Source organism: Variovorax sp. 05N34 (assembly GCF_056397405.1).
Map to the genome: position 1 here is coordinate 1 of NZ_JBFTNI010000020.1, position 16,106 is coordinate 16,106.

The following is a 16,106-nucleotide window of genomic DNA, read 5'->3' on the forward strand; positions in this document are numbered from 1 at the left end:
GCGCGCGCGGCGACGCTCGGCCTCTTCGGCCAGGCGGCGGGCATAGCCTTCGGGGTCGGCGTAGGGCTCCCATTCAGGGTGCTGCGCCAAGTCGGCCTTGGCGCCCGCGCGGAAGGTCGGGTCGCTTGCACGCCCTCGCCACAGCGGTAGCAACGGAAGCCGCAGTGCCGGTTCGGTGCCCAGCCAGGCCGCCACATCGGCGTATGTGATTTCGCCGCGCACCTTGGGTGTCACGTTGCGCTTGGCGAACTGCTCACTGCGGGCGGGCAGGCTGTCGCGGAACTGACGCGGGACCTTGCCCAGGAAATCGGGCGCCGCACGCGGCGCGACCGTCTGCGCACTGCCTTCACGCCGCTGTGCAAAGTCGCCAGCGCTCAGTTGCATCATCGACTGCGCCCGATCGCGCTGCGTGAGCCTGGCGCTGCCGGATTCGACGAACAGCGCGTACTGCGCGCCCTTGGTGTAGATGACGATGGTGGCATCCTGCGCCGCGACTTCGACACTCGGCGTGACGTAGCCGAAGGCACCTTTGGCGCTGGTCTTGAGCCAGCCCTCGAGCAGATAGAGCGGTGGCGCCGCGAGGCCCTTGCCCACCTGAGGCCGCAGCATCAGCCGCGTCGATTCGCCGATGCCGACAAGCACGCCATTGGGGAGTTCGATCTGTGCGAAGGCGCCGGGCGCCGATTCGATGATGTCCTGCTCGTTCAACACCACGCCCTCGGCGAGCGCGTAGCGCGTGGTCTGGCGTATCAGCGCGACGTCGCCTTCGACGATGCCGACGACACTGTTGGTTCGCGCCCAGGCCGATGCGGCATCGGTGGATTGCGCGAGGACAATCGACGAGGCGAGCAGACTCGCAACGCACGAAAGCAGCAAGCCGAACAAGATCTTCGTGAGCCGCAAGGAGGTAACTCCGTTTGCATTGGGCATCTTGGAACGTGACAGCAAAGAAATTCCATGCTACTCAAGTCGCTCGTGCAGTGACCGCGTTTTTCGGCGTAAGAGACCCCTGACGGGAGTATTCCGTTCGACCGGTTGCGTGACCCGTTTGCAAGGATTGAAGCGAGATGGCATAGGCCCATCGACGCGATGCCGGCGCGGCCGGCCGGAGTGGCGGGCTAGATGACCTTGAAGTGATGCGTTCCGTCGGCCGCGAGTTGGGCGACGAGCCCGAATTCCCAGTCCAGGTACGCCTGCATCGCTTCCGCAGGCGCATCGGTGCCTTCATACGGGCGGCGATAGCGGGCTGTCGCGGCCGCGGACGGTGCGGCCGGATGCTTGAGCGGCGCCGCACCCGACTCACTCCGCGCCGAGGCGGGATGCGGCTCCACGACATGCACATCCCACCCCATCTGCGCGAGCCATGACGCCGTCATCGGGGCGCGAACGCCGTCGTCATCGGCAAGCACGACGCGGGCGCCGCGCACCGGCACGTGGTGATCGGTTTCCTGGACCAGCTGGCCGCCTGGCGCGCTGGCGAAGCCCGGCAGATGTCCGGCTTCGTATTCCTCGGGCGTGCGCACGTCGAAGCGGTAGACCGTGCGGCCCGGCGCCTGGAGACTGGCGAGCGCGTCGAGCGCAACCCAGCGAACCCGCGCCCGCCGCGCCACGTCCCTCGCATTCGCTTGCGCGGCGGCGCGGTTCTCTTCGCCCGGCGCGGGCGCGCGGCGCGACGCTCCGTGGTCCAGTTGCTGCCCGGCCAGCTTCCAGCCGATCGTGCCGTTGCGCAGCGCCGCGACGGGATTGGGAATCCCCGCGTTCACCAACGATTGCGCGCCGATGATGCTGCGCGTGCGTCCGGCGCAGTTGACGATCACCCGTGTGGCCGGATCGGGCGCCATCTCGCGGACGCGCAGCACCAGTTCAGCGCCCGGCACGCTGGTCGCCGTGGGAATGCTCATAGTCTGGAATTCGTCGAAGCGCCGCGCATCGAGCACCACGACGTCAGCCCGCGCATCGATCAGGGCCTTGACCTCCTGCGCCGAGAGCGAGGGTGTGTGGCGCTCGTGCTCGACCAGCTCTCCAAACGCCTTGCTCGGCACATTGACGTCGCGGAACAGTTCTCCGCCGGCATCGCGCCAGCCTTCCAAACCTCCCTGGAGCAAGTGCACGCGCGTGTAGCCCAGCGCCGAGAGTCGCTCGGCCGCGAGCGGTGCGAGGTCGGTTCGTTCATGCGCGCCGTAGAGCGCGATGAGCGTGTCGCGGCGCGGGATGCGGCGGGATGCGTCGAGCTCGATCCGCGACAGCGGCAGGTTGGCGGCCCACAGTGGATGGGCCTGTGCATAGAGGTCTTCCCCGCGCACATCGAGCAGCGCAATCTCCTCGCGCGCATGCAGATGGTGACGGACCGAGGCGAATGAGATGGAAGCAGTCATGTCGATGAATTGGGCAAGCCGAGGGGCAACGGCGAATAGCCGGACACGAATCGCTCGCGGCCACCGCTGGTCGGGTAAGTATGGCGCGCCACCTTGCCGATGTCCGCGCCGTAAACGTGGATGCTGACGGACACGCGATCGTCGTAGGCATTGCGCACGCGGTGCAAGTCGCCGATCGTCGGCGACACCGCCTCGACGTCGCCCGGCTCGAGCCGCACCGGCAAGCCGTCGGCCAGCAGCAAGCGATCGCGCTCGATGTAGCGTTGGCTCGACTCGGCGCCGCGAAGCATGCCGATCAGACCCCAGACCGTATGGTCATGCACCGGCGTGGCCTGGCCCGGCCCCCAAACGAAGCTCACGACCGAGAAGCGTTCGGCGGCATCGAGATGCAGCAGGTATTGCCGGTACCGCGTGGGATGCGGCTCGGCGAAGGCATCGGGCAGCCAGTCGTCGCGCGCGACGAGACGCCGCAGCAGCGCCCCACCCTCTTCGAGGATGCGCGGCTCCGCGGGACGCATGTCTATCAGTCGGCCGAAATCGGCGGCGAAATCGCGCAGTCGCTCGCTCATCGTTCGAGCGCGGCCTTGCCGGCGGCCACCAGGATCGCGTCGTTCTGCGGGGTGTGGATGCGGCTGCAAAGCACGTCCCGGTAGTGGCGCTCCAGCGGATTCTGTCGCGTGAGGCCATGGTTGCCGCTGAGCTGCAAAGCCAGTTCGACCGCGCGGATTGCATTCGTGGTGACGGTGTACTTGAGCAAGCCGCTCCGTGTTGCGGAAGGCGCCCGCCCTGCGTCGACCTCGGCGCTTGCGTCTTCCAGCAACACGCGCGCGGCGTTCAGCAAAGCTTCGATCTCGCCAACGGCTTCCTGCACGCGCGGCAGGCTCGCGAGCGGCGCGCCGAGGCCGCTGGGAGCCCTGCGATTGAGAAACCCGACGAGCCAGTCACGCGCCGCACGCGCGACCGAGAGGTAGAGCGTGCCCAGCAGCACCGCCATCCAGGCCTGCTGGGTCGCATGGGCATCGATGTCGGTCTGGCTGCCCGCATCGGGCGCCCATTGCGCCGCCGCACGCAGATCGACCGCATGGTCGAGCGGGATCGCGACATCTTCGAAGATCACTTCGTGGCTGCCCGAGGCGCGAAGCCCCAGGTGATCCCAGCTGGCGATCACGCGAACGCCGGGCGCGTCGCGCGGCACCAGGAAGACGCCGACGCGCGCAGTGTCGCCTTCGGTGCGTGCCCACACCGACAGCCACCGCAGGCCTTCGATGCCCGTCGTGTAGAGCTTGTGGCCGCTGAGCTTCCATTGATGGCCGTCGAGGCGCGCCGTCGTCGCGGGCAAACCGCCTCGCGCCGGCGAGCCCAGAGCCGGTTCGACGCGCAAGGCGTTGATCAACGCGCCCTCCCGGACGGCCTCGTGCAGCACACGGTCGCGCAGATGCGCGGGCCAGCGGCTGTCGGTACGGCCGATGGCGAGCTGCTGCAGCCAACTCATCGTGAGGATCAACGCGGTCGCGGGCTCGCCGTATGCGACGGCCGCCAGTACTCGGCGCGCCGCCGCAAGCGATGCACCCCCACCGCCATGCGTGCGCGGCGCCACCAGGCCTACGAGCCCGTTGGCATGCAGCGCGGCAAAGTTCTCGCGCGGGAACGCGCCGCTGCGATCGTAGTCGGCGGCCGTTTCGGCAAAGAGAGCGGACAGTCGCGCCAGCAACGCATCGTCCGTTTCAGGTGCGACCGGCAAGCGGCGCAAGGCTTGTGAACTCATGGGCTGGCACCTTAGCCGCCGCCGCCGATGCCGAAAACGACGGAAGACGCATATCCAAGAACGTTTTTCTGCGTTCGCTTTCGTACCTGCTCGCCTTACGGTCATGCCTCTTCGTTCCGACCTGAACGCCCGAACCATTCATTGCAAGGACCCACCATGAGCGACATCGAATTCATCGGCATGATCCAGGCCCAGAAGGTCTCCGAGATCCATCCGGCGTACGGCCCCGCGATCGACCGCGACTACGTGCGGGCATTCGCACAGGCGCATGAGAAGGCCGGCTTCGACCGGGTGCTGGTGCCGCACCACTCCACCAGCCCCGATGCGACGTTGACAGTGGCATACGCCGCTTCGGTCACCGAGCGCATCCACTTCATGCTCGCGCACCGGCCGGGCTTCGTCGCGCCGACACTGGCCGCAAGGCAGTTTGCATCGCTCGACCAGTTCAGCGGTGGCCGGCTCGGCGTGCACTACATCTCGGGCGGCTCGGACGACGAGCAAAAGCGTGACGGCGACTGGCTCGACCACGACCAGCGCTACGCCCGCACCGACGAATACCTCGATATCCTGCGCCGGGTATGGACCAGCGACAAACCCTTCGATCACGAAGGCGCCCACTACCGCTTCAAGAATGCCTTCTCCGAGGTGAAGCCGGTGCAGTCGCTCAACGGCAGGCCGCACGTGCCGGTGTACTTCGGCGGTGCTTCGGCGGCGGCGATTCCCGTCGCGGGCAAACATGCGGACGTGTACGCGCTCTGGGGCGAATCATTGGATCAGGCGCGCGAACTCACGGGCCGCGTGCGCGCAGAAGCGGCCAGGCATGGACGCACCGTGCGCTTCTCGGTTTCGTTCCGGCCCATCCTTGCTGACACTGAAGAGAAGGCATGGGAGCGAGCGGATGCAATCCTCGACGAGACGCGGCGACTGCGCGTGGTCCAAGGCTTCGGCCGCGGCGGCCCGCAGCAAAGCGAAGGGGCCAGGCGGCTGCTGGCCGCCGCCGAGCAAGGCCCGCGGCTCGACAAACGCCTCTGGACTGCTGTCGCGCGCGAGATTGGCGGCCGTTCGAACAGCACGGCGCTGGTCGGCACGCCCGAACAGGTGGCCGACGCCCTGCTCGACTACTACGACCTGGGCGTCACGACTTTCCTGATCCGCGGCTTCGACCCTCTCGAGGACGCGATCGATTACGGACGCGAGCTGATTCCCCGCACACGCCAACTGGTGGCGCAGCGCATTGCTGCGCAGCGCCGCGCCGCCTGATGCACCTCCAACACCCCAGCCTTCTCCTCTCCAGACCATGAACCATCCGTCTTTCTCGCGGCGCAGCGTGTTGCGCGCCAGCGGCGCCGCGGCCGTCATCGCATCCACCAGCCTGATCGCCACGCGCGCGTGGTCGCAGCAGCGCAAGCTGAGCTTCGCGTGGAACGCGACGGCCTTCTGCCTTTCGCCGGTGGTGGTCGCACAGGAGCGCGGCATCTTCGAGAAGAACGGCCTGCAGGTCGATCTCGTCAACTACACGGGTTCGACCGACCAACTGCTCGAATCGCTCGCCACAGCCAAGGCCGATGCGGCGGTCGGCATGATCCATCGCTGGCTCAAGCCGCTCGAATCGGGGTTCGACGTGAAGATCGTCGGCAGCTCGCACGGTGGCTGCGTGCGGCTCGTGGGGGTCAAGGAGGCCGGGGTCACCGACCTGCAGAAGCTCAAGGGCAAGACCATCGGCGTTTCCGATATCGCGAGCCCCGGCAAGAACTTCTTCTCGATCCTGCTCAAGAAGAACGGCATCGACGCCGACAAGGACGTGACCTGGCGGCAGTATCCGGCCGACCTGCTCGACATTGCGGTGAACAAGGGCGAGATCCAGGCCATTGCCGACGGTGACCCGACGCTGTACCTGATCGAGAAGCGCAACAAGGGCCGCTATCTCGAGCTGGCATCCAACCTCTCGGGCGAATACAAGGACAAGGTCTGCTGCATCGTGGGCGCACGCGGCGAACTGGTGCGCAACGAAAAGCCCGTGGTGGCGGCGCTGGTGCGCTCCATCGTGCAGGCATCCGACTTCGTGGCTGAAAACCCGAACGAATCGGCCAGGCTCTTCGCGAAGTATTCGCCGAAGGTGCCGGTGGAGGACCTTCAGGCGCTGCTGGGCACATTGACGCACGCGCACCACCCGGTGGGCAAGAACCTGCGCGACGAGGTGGAGTTCTATGCGCGCGATTTCCGGTCGGTCGGCGTACTCAAGCAGAGCACCGACCCGGCGCGCCTGGCAAACCATGTGTCGGTGGACGTGCTCGCATGACCACCGCCGACAACCTCATCCTGGGCGCGGCACGTCCACGCGCTGCGAAGCCGCACCCGCGCGAAGCGCGCGGCGCATCGGAGAGTGCGCCCACCAAGGTCTGGCGCACAGGCATCCTCGCGGCGAGCGCGTGGCTGGCGCTGGGCGTGCTGACCATCACCTGGCCCAATCGGGAGATCGGCTTCAGCGACTGGAACTTCACCCATGAGTTCGGCATCGGCGCCATCGCCGTCGCGGCGCTGTTGCTCCTGGCGGCGCTGTTCGGCGGCCGCACAGGTCGCTTTGGCCGCAGGCTTCGATCGGCGGGTCAATGGCTCGTTGCAGCACCGCTGCTGCTCGCGCTCTGGGAGGTGCTGACCGCCAAGCTCGGCGTGCTGCCACCGCCCTTCTTCGCGCCGCCGCAAAGCCTGCTCGACGTCGCTTCGGAGGACTGGCGTCGGCTCGGGCTCTCGGCCGCCCACTCTCTGAGGCTGCTCGCGCACGGCTTCGCACTGGGGGCGCTGAGCGGGTTCGCGACGGGCGTGTGGATCGGCTGGTCCCGCATCGCGGGCTACTGGGTGCATCCGCTGCTGCGCTTTCTCGGGCCTGTGCCAGCCTCGGCGCTCCTGCCGCTGGCCTTCTTCTTCGCGCCTTCGAGCTACGCGGCAGCCGTCTTCCTGGTCGCGCTCGCCACCTTCTTCCCGGTCGCGGTACTGAGCTGGTCGGGCGTGGCCTCGGTCAACAAGAACTACTACGACGTCGCACGCACGCTCGGCGCACCGCCATGGTTCCTGGTGCTGAGGGTCGCGGTGCCAGCTGCGCTGCCGCAGGTCTTCGTCGGCCTCTTCATGGGGCTGGGTGCATCGTTCTCGGTGCTGGTCACTGCTGAGATGATGGGCGTCAAAGCCGGCCTTGGCTGGTACCTGCAGTGGGCGCAAGGCTGGGCGGCCTACGCCAACATGTATGCGGCGCTTCTGGTAATGGCGGCGCTGTGCTCCGGGCTGATCACGCTGCTTTTCGCAGTGCGCGATCGAGCGCTGTCCTGGCAGAAGGGGACTGTCAAATGGTAGATACCGTAGATGCCGTAGATGCTCTCGATGCCCCGGCGGTCAGCGCCGGTGCGCATATCGAGATCCGCAACGTCAGCCACTGGTTCAAGCTTGCAAGCGGCGCGCTGCAGGTACTGGACGGCATCGACCTCGACGTCGGGCCCGGCGAGTTCGTCGCCCTGCTGGGGCCCAGCGGCTGCGGCAAGTCGACGCTGCTGCGGCTCGTGGCCGGGCTCGAACCCGCGTCTGCCGGCACCCTCACACAGGATGCCGCGCCCATCACGCGGCCCGACCCATCGCGCATCGTCGTGTTCCAGGACCCAACCCTGTATCCGTGGCGCAGCGTCTGGGACAACGTCGCGCTGGGCCTGCAGGCGCGCGGGCTGCTGAAGACGCAACGTTCGCGCGTGGACGATGCGCTCAAGCTCGTGGGCCTCGGCGAATTCGCCAAGAGCTTTCCCCATCAGCTCTCGGGCGGCATGGCGCAGCGCGTGGCGCTCGCAAGGGCGCTGGTCAACGACCCGCGCCTGCTGGTGCTCGACGAGCCGCTGGGCAAGCTCGATTCGCTCACACGCATGGCCATGCAGGGCGAACTCGTGAACCTCTGGCAGCGCGCCGGCTTCTCCGCGCTGCTCGTGACGCACGACGTCGAAGAGGCCTTGTTTCTTGCCAATCGCGTGGTCGTGCTGAGCGACCGGCCCGCGCGCATCGCTGCGCAGCTCGTGGTCGACCTGCCCTATCCGAGGCACCGGGGCTATCCTCGGCTGGCCGCCTTGCGGCACGAAGCACTTCGCCACCTCGGCCTCGATGCCACCTGGTGATGACGCTGAACGCGCTGGTGGCACTCCTGCAGACCGTGCAAGCAGGCCTGCTGCAAGTGCTGGCCTGGCTGGGCCTGGCCGGCACGAGCCACGGACAGCCCGCGTGGCCTTGGCCGCTGCGCCTGTCAGGCGAGAACCTGTCAATCGATCTCGGCCAGGCGCGGCGTATGGCCTTGACGCTGCTCGTGCTCGCGCTGGTGGCAGTCCTGCTCGCAACCGCACTCGCCTGGCGAAAGCGCCGATGGCTCTTGCTTGCGACAGTGCCAATGCTGCTGCTGCTCGCGCCATGGCCTCAGCCTGAGGTCGTGCTCGTGCCTGCATATCCCACGAGCTTTCATCGATCGCCGACAGGCTTCACCGCCGAGTCGATCACGCAAGGACACGCGCTCTACGAGCAGCATTGCGCGGCTTGCCATGGAGCGGACGGAAGAGGACAAGGTCCGTTGGCAGCGGCGCAGCCGGTGTGGCCGCCCGACCTCGCAGGACCGCTGTTGTGGCGGCGCGCCGATGGCGATCTCCTGTGGCGCGTGCTGCATGGAACGAGCGATCGGCATGGAAGCTCGACCATGCCGGCGTTCGAGCAGCTGGCCGATGGCGAGGCATGGGCGCTGATCGACTTCATGAAAGCACAGAGTGCCGGACAAGTGCTTCAGGCGACGGGTGCCTGGAGCGCGCCCATTGCGCTGCCCGAGGTCATCGTCCGGTGCGAAGGCCGTTCCCCGCGTGCCCTCTCGACCTGGCGCGGCCAGCGCGTGCGCGTGCTTGCACGCGGCCCGGCGACCGCGCCGGCACCCGAAGACCCTCGCGTGGTCACCGTCCAACTGGTGCCAGCCGCCCAGCAGGCCCAGCAGGCGCAGCCGCAGGAAGCGGATTGCGTGGTGGACTCATCCGCCGCATGGGACGCCTTCGCGCTGATCGCCGGCACAGAGCATCTCGAAGGCACGCAGCTGCTCGCCGATCGCGACGGCTGGCTGCGCGCTCGCAGCGCGCCAGGCAATCCCGGCTGGTCCGAAGACGACCTGCTGTGCCGCACCGCATCCGCACCCGGAGCCCCGCAGGACGTGCCGCAGCCCGGCGACGGACTCGGTGCCCTGATCGCCCGCATGGATGCCGAGCCCGTGCGCTTCCTCCGGGGCGGCTTCGTCCACTGATCACGACTACTTCCACTTCAAGGAGCCCCTTCATGGCCCAGGCAACCCGCCGCCAGTTCGTCATCCACACGCTCTCAGGCGCGGCAGCAATCGCCCTGCCGACCACTGCATCGCATGCGCAAGCGCGGCCGCTGCTCATGGCCGGCGATCAGAAAGGCGGCCTGCGCGCACTGCTCGAAGCGGCAGGCGGACTGGACGGCCTCACCTATGACATCCAATGGTCGGAGTTCCCGGCTGCAGCGCCACTGGCGGAAGCCCTCAATGCGGGCGCCGTCGACTTGGGCCCCATCGGCGATGCGCCGCTGGTTTTCGCGCTGGCCGCGGGAACGCGCATCAAGGCCATCGGCGCGAACCGGTCCGACTCGTACGGCACGGCCGTCCTCGTGCGGCCGGACTCGCCGCTGAAGAACGCGGCCGACCTCAAGGGCAAGAGCATCGCGACCAACCGGGGCTCCATCGGCCACTACGTCACGCTCAAAGCCGTGATCACGGCAGGCCTCAAGCCGGAGGACGTCAACATCCGGTTCCTCGCGCCCGCGGATGCCAAGCTCGCATTGATGCAGGGCGCCGTCGATGCGTGGGCCACCTGGGAGCCCTACACGGCGCTGGCCGAAACCAGCCAGCACGCGCGCGTGCTCGTCAGTGGGCGCGGCTTGCTCCCCGGCCTGAGCTACTTGGTCGCGACAGACGCCGCCATCGCGGCAAAACGACCCGTCCTGCGCGACTTTCTGCAAAGGGTCGTCAAGGCGCAAGCCTGGTCGTACCGAAACGTCGATGCCTTCAGCGCCACGCTCGCACGCATCATCGGCATTCCCGCCGAGGCAGCCAAGCTGCAGTTCGTGCGGCGCGAGCAGACATGGGTGCCCATCGATGCCCAAGTCATCCTCGACCAGCAGCGCACGGCGGACTTCTATCACCAGGTCGGGCTCATCAAGCAACCCTTGGACGTGCGCCCCACTTTCGATGCGACCCTGGCGAGCAGCGCCTGAAGGGGTAATGAAGGCTTGCACCCTATAGATCATTTCCCTATTTGAAATCAACGATTCAGTCGTTCCCCGATCCGATGCCTCTGCGGACAATGGCCCGCCACGCCCCTGCGGGCGCCGTTTTCTGTTCGAGCATCATGAATTTCCAACAACTGCGCTCGGTGCGCGAGGCCGTGCGCTGCGGCTTCAATCTCACCGAAGTCGCCCATGCGCTGCATACCTCGCAGCCCGGCGTGAGCCGGCAGATCCGCGAACTGGAGGATGAACTGGGCATCGAGCTTTTTGTGCGTGCCGGCAAGCGGTTGACCGGCCTCACCGAACCGGGAGAGCATGTGCTGCCCATCATCGAACGCATGTTGATGGAGAGCACCAACCTGAAGCAAGCGGGGCAGGAATTCGTCGCGCGCGAAAGCGGGCTGCTCTCGATCGCCGCGACCCATTCGCAGGCGCGCTATGCGCTGCCGGTCGCGGTGCAGGAGTTTCGCTCGCACTTTCCCAACGTGAAGCTGCATCTCCACCAAGGCTCGCCCAAGCAGATCGCACAGATGCTGCTGAGCGGCGAGGCTGACGTCGGCATCGCGACCGAAGCGCTGGGCGACTACCCGCAACTGGTGGCGTTGCCGTGCTACCGGTGGACGCATTCGGTGATCGTGCCGCCCGGGCATGCCCTGCTCGACGCACCGCCGACCCTCGAAGCGCTGACGCGCTATCCCCTGATCACCTACGACACCGGTTTCACCGGACGCACGCGCATCGACAAGGCCTTCGAAGACCAGGGGCTGGCGCCCAACATCGTGCTGACGGCGATGGACGCGGACGTGATCAAGACCTACGTGCAGCTTGGCATGGGCGTGGGCATCGTCGCCGGCATCGCCTACGAGGCAGAGCGCGACACGCAGCTTCGCGCAATCGATGCGGGGAGCCTCTTCGGCATCAACCTCACGAAGCTGGCGGTGCGGCGCGGCAACTACCTCCGAGGCTATGTGCACGCCTTCATCGAATCGTTTGCGCCGACGCTGCCGCGAGGGGTTGTGGAGAAGGCGCTGGCGAGCGATGCACCGGTGCAAGTCGTGGCATGACGCCGGGAAGGCCCGGCTCGTTCACCTTCGCGAGTTCCAGCTGGTATTGCTCCCAACCGGAGGCCGGAACGACTTCCCCGGACCGATCAGCAACAGCCTCCAGCGCGTGACACAGTTGCTCGCCAGCGGTCGAGACATCATCGAGGTGCACGCCCTGCGTCATCGTGATGTGGGCGCATTCGAAGCTGCCGGCGCCTGCCAGCAAGATCATGCGGGTCGGCGCGGCTTCATCCACCAGCGCGATCAGGCCGGGGCTGACATGCTCCGGCGTGAGCCGCGCGAGAGCCTCCGCGGGCAATACGCTTTGCGTCATCGCCGTAGCCGCGCTGGGGGCGAGGCAGTTCACGCGGATGTTGCGCTTCATGCCTTCCAAGGCGAGCGTCTGCATCAGCCCAACCAACGCCATCTTGGCCGCACCGTAGTTGGACTGACCGAAGTTGCCATACAAGCCGGACGACGACGTCGTCATGACGATGCGCCCGTATTGCTGCTCCTGCATCTGCGCCCAGACGGCCTTGGTGCAATGGACGGCGCCGATGACATGCACGTCCATCACCAGGCGAAACTCGTCGAGCGTCATCTTCGAGAACGTGCGGTCGCGCAGGATGCCGGCGTTGTTGACCAGGATGTCGATGCGACCCCACCTTGCGATGGCTTGCGCGGCCATGGCCTCCATTTCGTCGGCGCGGGTGACGTCGCCAGCGACGGCAAGGGCATCGCCCCCGCGGCTGCGGATCTCCTCGGCGACAGCTTCGGCCGGTGAGCCTCCCACGTCGTTGGCCAAGATGCGCGCACCATGGCGAGCGAGTTCAAGCGCGTGCGTGCGGCCGAGTCCGCCACCGGCACCGGTGACGATGGCCACGCGGCCCTGCAATCGTTGATTCATTGTTTTCCTTACGGCCTCGAAATGGCCACAGCGTCCTTGCCTTTCAGCCCCAACATGCGCCGGGCCTCCTCGGGGGTTGCCACCTCCAGCGACAGTTCATCGAGGATGCGTCGAATCTTCAGCACCTGTTCGGCGCAGGAGTGCGCAAGACGCCCCTTGCCGAGGTAGAGGCTGTCCTCCAGCCCCACGCGCACGTGGCCGCCGAGCACGGCACCCATCGTGAGCAAAGGCATCTGGTGTCGCCCGGCGCCGAGCACCGAGAAGCGGTACTGGCCCCGGCCGAACAGCCGATCGGCCGTGCTCTTCATGGTGACCAGGTTCTCGGGGTCGGGGCCCATTCCGCCCAGGATGCCGAAGATGCTCTGGATGAACAGCGGTCCCTCGATCAATCCTTCGTCGACGAAATGGGCCAGCGTGCACAGATGCCCCACGTCATAGCATTCGAACTCGAAGCGCGTACCGCAATCCCGGCCGAGCACCTGCAGGATGTGGCGGATGTCCCTGAACGTGTTGCGGAAGATCAGGTCTTCCATGCCTTCGACGTAAGGCTTTTCCCAGGCATGCACCCACTCGGTGTACTTGCGTGCGAGCGGATGGACGGAGAAGTTCATCGAACCCATGTTCAGCGAGCACATTTCCGGCCGCGCCTGCAGCGGATAGGCCAGCCGCTCTTCCAGCGTCATCCGGGTGCTGCCGCCCGTGGTGATRTTGATGACCGCTTCGGTGGCGGCCTGGATGCGCGGCACGAATTGATCGAACAGGCGCGGGTCCGCACTGGGACGCCCGTCCGCAGGATCGCGAGCGTGGAGATGAAGAATCGCTGCACCGGCCTTGGCGGCATCGATCGCCTGTTCGGCGATCTGGTCGGGCGTCAGCGCCAGGTAGGGCGACATCGTCGGCGTATGGACCGAGCCTGTCACGGCGCAGGTGATGATGACTTTGTCTTGGGCTGTGTTCATGTGCTTGTTCCTTGAGCCTTGTTCCTAGGGCGTCAGACGGCCAGCCAGCGAGACAACAACTCCCGATCGGCGGCGAACTGTGGCGGCGCGCCGTCGAAGACGATGCGGCCGTGTCCCRTCACGCACACGCGCGAGGACACCTTCAGGGCAATCGCGAGCTTCTGCTCCACCAGCACTACCGACAGGCCGCGGCGACGCATGTCGTCGATGGATTCGCCCACCTGGGCGACGATCTTCGGCGCGAGTCCTTCGGTCGGTTCGTCGATCAGGATCGCCAGCGGATTGCCCAGCAGCGAGCGGCAGATCGTCAGCATCTGCTGCTCCCCGCCCGAAAGGCTGCCCGCCTTGGTGTTGCGCCGTTCCTTGAGGCGAGGAAAGTAGTCGAACATCTGGTCCAGAGTCCAGCGCAGCGCGCCAGCCACCGGCGGCTGCTCGCCCATGCGCAGGTTCTCGTCGACGCTGAGATTGGCGAAGACCTCGCGTTCCTCCGGTACGTAAGCCAGTCCCGCGCGGCAGATGGCATGAGGCTTGGCGCCTGCGAGCTGGCGCTGTGCAAGCTGTACGCGTCCTCCGGTGGGCGGCACGAGACCCATCAGCGCCTTCAGCGTCGTCGAGCGGCCCGAGCCGTTGCGCCCCAGCAGGCTGACGACTTCGCCCCGATCGACAGCGAAGCTGACGCCGCGCAGGATGTGGCTCTTGCCGTAGTGCGCGTGCAGGTCCTGCACCTGCAGCAACGATGCGCCGCCGCTCAGCATGCGACCTCCTCGCCGAGGTAAGCCTCGCGCACGCCCTGGTGACTGCGGATCTCGTCTGGCGTGCCCGTGGCGATGACTTCCCCGTAGACCAGCACGCTGATGCGATCGGCCAGCGCGAAGACCACGTCCATGTCGTGCTCGACGATCAGCAGGGCACGCCCGCTCGTGACCTCGCGGATCAGCTCCAGCGTGTAGTGGGTCTCTTCGGTGGACATGCCGGCCATGGGTTCGTCCAGCAGGATCACCTTCGGATCCGAGGCGAGCGTCATCGCGAGTTCCAGCGAGCGCTGCAGCGAATACGACATCTCGCCCGCGAAGGCCGAAGCGTGGCTTTGCAAGCGCACGCGCTCCAGGAGCCGTTCGGTGGCCTCCTGCAGGCCCGGCACCCGGTCGATTCGCCGCCAGAACATATATTGCGGCTGGCGCGCCCGCATGACCGCAAGACGGATGTTCTCGAACACGCTCAGCTTCGGGAAGACGTTCGTGATCTGGAACGAACGAGCCAGCCCCGCACGATTGATGCGCTGCGGAGCCCAGCCCGTGATCGACTGGCCATCGAAGCGCACCGTGCCGGCAGTGGGCGCGATGTTGCCGGAGATCAAATGAAACAGCGTGGACTTGCCCGCGCCGTTCGGTCCGATCAGCGCACGGCGCTCACCACTGCACAGATCGAGGTCCACGCCACGGATGATCTCGGCAGGGCCGAAAGACTTGCGCAGCCCGCGCAGCGAAAGAATGGGGTCGCTCATGGGTGGACCTCTCCGGCAGGGGCCACGGCCGGCATTGATTCATCTCGCGGGCGGGAAAGGCGCAGTGCGCACCATGCGACCAGGCTGCCTGCGGCGAGCAGACCGGCAGGCACCGTCCAGGTGGACATCGCCGCAGCCACCCAGCTGCGCCCGAACAGCGTGACCGGTGGCGCACTCGCGCTCATGCGCGCCAAGGCGCGATAGTCCTGCGAGAAGAGGCGCTGCAGCATCTCGACGATGAACACTGCGCCCGACGTCAGCAGCACGGCCGCGAGCACCCACAACAGGATGCGCGGCAACACCGCGGCGACGCCGTCGCGCCGGATCTGCGATGCCGTTGCCGTGAACAGCCCGGTGAGCCCGTCCGGCATGAACATCATCACCAGCACGAACAAAGTGCCCTGGTAGAGCAGCCAGACCTGTGTCTGATCCGACACCGAGTAGCCGAAGAAAGTCATCAGCGCCGCACCCAATGCAGGTCCGAGAAAGCTGCCGACACCGCCGATGAACGCGTTGAGGACCACGCTGGCGGAGACGCCCGCATCGAAGACCGCGTAGTTGGCGGATTCATTGCCGAGGACTTGCAGGCCGCCCGCGATGCCCGCGAACATGGCCGACAGGGCAAAGGCCGAGACACCAAGGCCATGCATGTCGTACCCCAGGAATCGCAGCCGGTGCGAGTTCTCGCGCAGCGCGAGGGTGAGCCGCCCCAGTGGCGTGCGGCTGTGGAAGTACAGCGCGGCAAGCGACACCGCGACCCACACCAGCGTCAGGTAGTAGACCTGCGTCGTCGATCCGAAATCGAGCCCCCAGGCGGGCATCCGCATGGCGGAAATTCCGGATTCGCCACCGAACCAACCCTTGAGCTGGGGTGCCAGCGAGTGCAGCAGTTCGGCGATGGCCAGCGTGATCATCGCGAACGCCGTTCCGCTGCGTTGCGTGGCGAACCATCCGGCCACGAGCCCGAAGGCGAGCCCGGCGACGGCCCCCACCAGCGGCAGCAAGGGCGTCGGCAGCAATCCGCTGCCGCCCAGCGCGTTCATGGCATGGACCGTAGCGAAGGCGCCGACGCCGAAGTAAGCCGCATGGCCGAACGACAGCATCCCGGCGCGGCCCGCCAGCAGGCTGTAGGCGCAGGCGAACAAGGCGGCGATCAGCATCTGGATCGAGGCATTGAGCAAGCCCGCAGACAACATGAAAGGCAGCGCGGCCAGCAGCGCCGCGCCCACTACGCAAAGAGCAGTTCGCATCAC

General features: G+C 66.9%; 16 protein-coding genes. 7 read left to right on the plus strand and 9 right to left on the minus strand.

Annotation, left to right across the window (positions count from 1 at the left end; genetic code table 11):
- The 4 genes from AC1DMA_RS29630 to AC1DMA_RS29645 all read right to left on the minus strand — a co-directional run.
- Positions 1–903: FecR family protein (locus tag AC1DMA_RS29630; RefSeq protein ID WP_478146406.1), on the minus strand; the 903-nt coding region annotated here is incomplete at its 3' end.
- 215 nt (positions 904–1,118) lie between these two features.
- A complete protein-coding gene (locus AC1DMA_RS29635) occupies positions 1,119–2,375 on the minus strand; it encodes a rhodanese-like domain-containing protein (protein WP_478146407.1) in 1,257 nt (418 codons plus the stop codon).
- Entirely contained in the window at positions 2,372–2,944 is a 573-nt protein-coding gene (locus tag AC1DMA_RS29640) for a cysteine dioxygenase family protein (protein ID WP_478146408.1), read from the minus strand. The genes AC1DMA_RS29635 and AC1DMA_RS29640 overlap by 4 nt, the downstream gene beginning before the upstream one ends.
- Positions 2,941–4,140, minus strand: a complete 1,200-nt coding sequence (locus AC1DMA_RS29645) for an acyl-CoA dehydrogenase family protein (RefSeq protein ID WP_478146409.1) — start codon at positions 4,138–4,140, stop codon at positions 2,941–2,943. Before AC1DMA_RS29645 ends, AC1DMA_RS29640 begins: the two co-directional genes overlap by 4 nt.
- 156 nt (positions 4,141–4,296) lie before the next feature.
- Here AC1DMA_RS29645 and AC1DMA_RS29650 point away from each other — a divergent pair, with 156 nt between their 5' ends.
- The 7 genes from AC1DMA_RS29650 to AC1DMA_RS29680 all read left to right on the plus strand — a co-directional run bounded on the left by AC1DMA_RS29650 (position 4,297) and on the right by AC1DMA_RS29680 (position 11,504).
- Entirely contained in the window at positions 4,297–5,400 is a 1,104-nt protein-coding gene (locus AC1DMA_RS29650; RefSeq protein ID WP_478146410.1) for an LLM class flavin-dependent oxidoreductase, read from the plus strand.
- A gap of 37 nt (positions 5,401–5,437) precedes the next feature.
- The gene (locus AC1DMA_RS29655) at positions 5,438–6,439 is read left to right on the plus strand and encodes an ABC transporter substrate-binding protein (RefSeq protein ID WP_478146411.1); all 1,002 of its coding nucleotides are present in this window, start codon (positions 5,438–5,440) and stop codon (positions 6,437–6,439) included.
- Entirely contained in the window at positions 6,436–7,488 is a 1,053-nt protein-coding gene (locus tag AC1DMA_RS29660) for an ABC transporter permease (protein ID WP_478146412.1), read from the plus strand. Before AC1DMA_RS29655 ends, AC1DMA_RS29660 begins: the two co-directional genes overlap by 4 nt.
- Positions 7,482–8,288, plus strand: a complete 807-nt coding sequence (locus AC1DMA_RS29665) for an ABC transporter ATP-binding protein (RefSeq protein ID WP_478146413.1) — start codon at positions 7,482–7,484, stop codon at positions 8,286–8,288. The genes AC1DMA_RS29660 and AC1DMA_RS29665 overlap by 7 nt, the downstream gene beginning before the upstream one ends.
- Entirely contained in the window at positions 8,288–9,439 is a 1,152-nt protein-coding gene (locus AC1DMA_RS29670; RefSeq protein WP_478146434.1) for a c-type cytochrome, read from the plus strand. The genes AC1DMA_RS29665 and AC1DMA_RS29670 overlap by 1 nt, the downstream gene beginning before the upstream one ends.
- 32 nt (positions 9,440–9,471) lie before the next feature.
- A complete protein-coding gene (locus tag AC1DMA_RS29675) occupies positions 9,472–10,428 on the plus strand; it encodes an ABC transporter substrate-binding protein (RefSeq protein ID WP_478146414.1) in 957 nt (318 codons plus the stop codon).
- Positions 10,429–10,562: 134 nt separating this feature from the next.
- Complete coding sequence (locus tag AC1DMA_RS29680; RefSeq protein WP_478146415.1) at positions 10,563–11,504, plus strand: CysB family HTH-type transcriptional regulator; 942 nt, start codon at positions 10,563–10,565, stop codon at positions 11,502–11,504.
- Here AC1DMA_RS29680 and AC1DMA_RS29685 read toward each other — a convergent pair.
- Genes AC1DMA_RS29685 through AC1DMA_RS29705 form a run of 5 tightly spaced genes read right to left on the minus strand, consistent with a single transcriptional unit; the run spans position 11,419 to position 16,103 of the window.
- Entirely contained in the window at positions 11,419–12,390 is a 972-nt protein-coding gene (locus AC1DMA_RS29685) for an SDR family NAD(P)-dependent oxidoreductase (protein WP_478146416.1), read from the minus strand. The two genes, AC1DMA_RS29680 and AC1DMA_RS29685, sit on opposite strands and share 86 nt — an antisense overlap.
- 8 nt (positions 12,391–12,398) lie before the next feature.
- Positions 12,399–13,349, minus strand: a complete 951-nt coding sequence (kce, locus tag AC1DMA_RS29690; protein ID WP_478146417.1) for a 3,5-dioxohexanoate:acetyl-CoA acetone transferase — start codon at positions 13,347–13,349, stop codon at positions 12,399–12,401.
- A 32-nt stretch (positions 13,350–13,381) separates the two neighbouring features.
- Positions 13,382–14,104: an ABC transporter ATP-binding protein gene (locus AC1DMA_RS29695; RefSeq protein WP_478146418.1), complete on the minus strand. Its 723-nt coding sequence runs from the start codon at positions 14,102–14,104 to the stop codon at positions 13,382–13,384.
- The gene (locus AC1DMA_RS29700; RefSeq protein ID WP_478127884.1) at positions 14,098–14,853 is read right to left on the minus strand and encodes an ABC transporter ATP-binding protein; all 756 of its coding nucleotides are present in this window, start codon (positions 14,851–14,853) and stop codon (positions 14,098–14,100) included. The genes AC1DMA_RS29695 and AC1DMA_RS29700 overlap by 7 nt, the downstream gene beginning before the upstream one ends.
- A complete protein-coding gene (locus tag AC1DMA_RS29705; RefSeq protein ID WP_478146419.1) occupies positions 14,850–16,103 on the minus strand; it encodes a branched-chain amino acid ABC transporter permease in 1,254 nt (417 codons plus the stop codon). Before AC1DMA_RS29705 ends, AC1DMA_RS29700 begins: the two co-directional genes overlap by 4 nt.
- Positions 16,104–16,106: the final 3 nt, after the last annotated feature.

Coding starts and splice junctions, on each gene's coding strand:
- AC1DMA_RS29650 (WP_478146410.1), top strand. CDS start 4,297: ATGAGCGACATCGAATTCATCGGCATGATCCAGGCCCAGAAGGTCTCC.
- AC1DMA_RS29700 (WP_478127884.1), bottom strand. CDS start 14,853: ATGAGCGACCCCATTCTTTCGCTGCGCGGGCTGCGCAAGTCTTTCGGC.
- AC1DMA_RS29685 (WP_478146416.1), bottom strand. CDS start 12,390: ATGAATCAACGATTGCAGGGCCGCGTGGCCATCGTCACCGGTGCCGGT.
- AC1DMA_RS29640 (WP_478146408.1), bottom strand. CDS start 2,944: ATGAGCGAGCGACTGCGCGATTTCGCCGCCGATTTCGGCCGACTGATA.
- AC1DMA_RS29660 (WP_478146412.1), top strand. CDS start 6,436: ATGACCACCGCCGACAACCTCATCCTGGGCGCGGCACGTCCACGCGCT.
- AC1DMA_RS29655 (WP_478146411.1), top strand. CDS start 5,438: ATGAACCATCCGTCTTTCTCGCGGCGCAGCGTGTTGCGCGCCAGCGGC.
- AC1DMA_RS29670 (WP_478146434.1), top strand. CDS start 8,288: ATGACGCTGAACGCGCTGGTGGCACTCCTGCAGACCGTGCAAGCAGGC.
- AC1DMA_RS29665 (WP_478146413.1), top strand. CDS start 7,482: ATGGTAGATACCGTAGATGCCGTAGATGCTCTCGATGCCCCGGCGGTC.
- AC1DMA_RS29705 (WP_478146419.1), bottom strand. CDS start 16,103: ATGCGAACTGCTCTTTGCGTAGTGGGCGCGGCGCTGCTGGCCGCGCTG.
- AC1DMA_RS29635 (WP_478146407.1), bottom strand. CDS start 2,375: ATGACTGCTTCCATCTCATTCGCCTCGGTCCGTCACCATCTGCATGCG.
- AC1DMA_RS29675 (WP_478146414.1), top strand. CDS start 9,472: ATGGCCCAGGCAACCCGCCGCCAGTTCGTCATCCACACGCTCTCAGGC.
- AC1DMA_RS29680 (WP_478146415.1), top strand. CDS start 10,563: ATGAATTTCCAACAACTGCGCTCGGTGCGCGAGGCCGTGCGCTGCGGC.
- AC1DMA_RS29645 (WP_478146409.1), bottom strand. CDS start 4,140: ATGAGTTCACAAGCCTTGCGCCGCTTGCCGGTCGCACCTGAAACGGAC.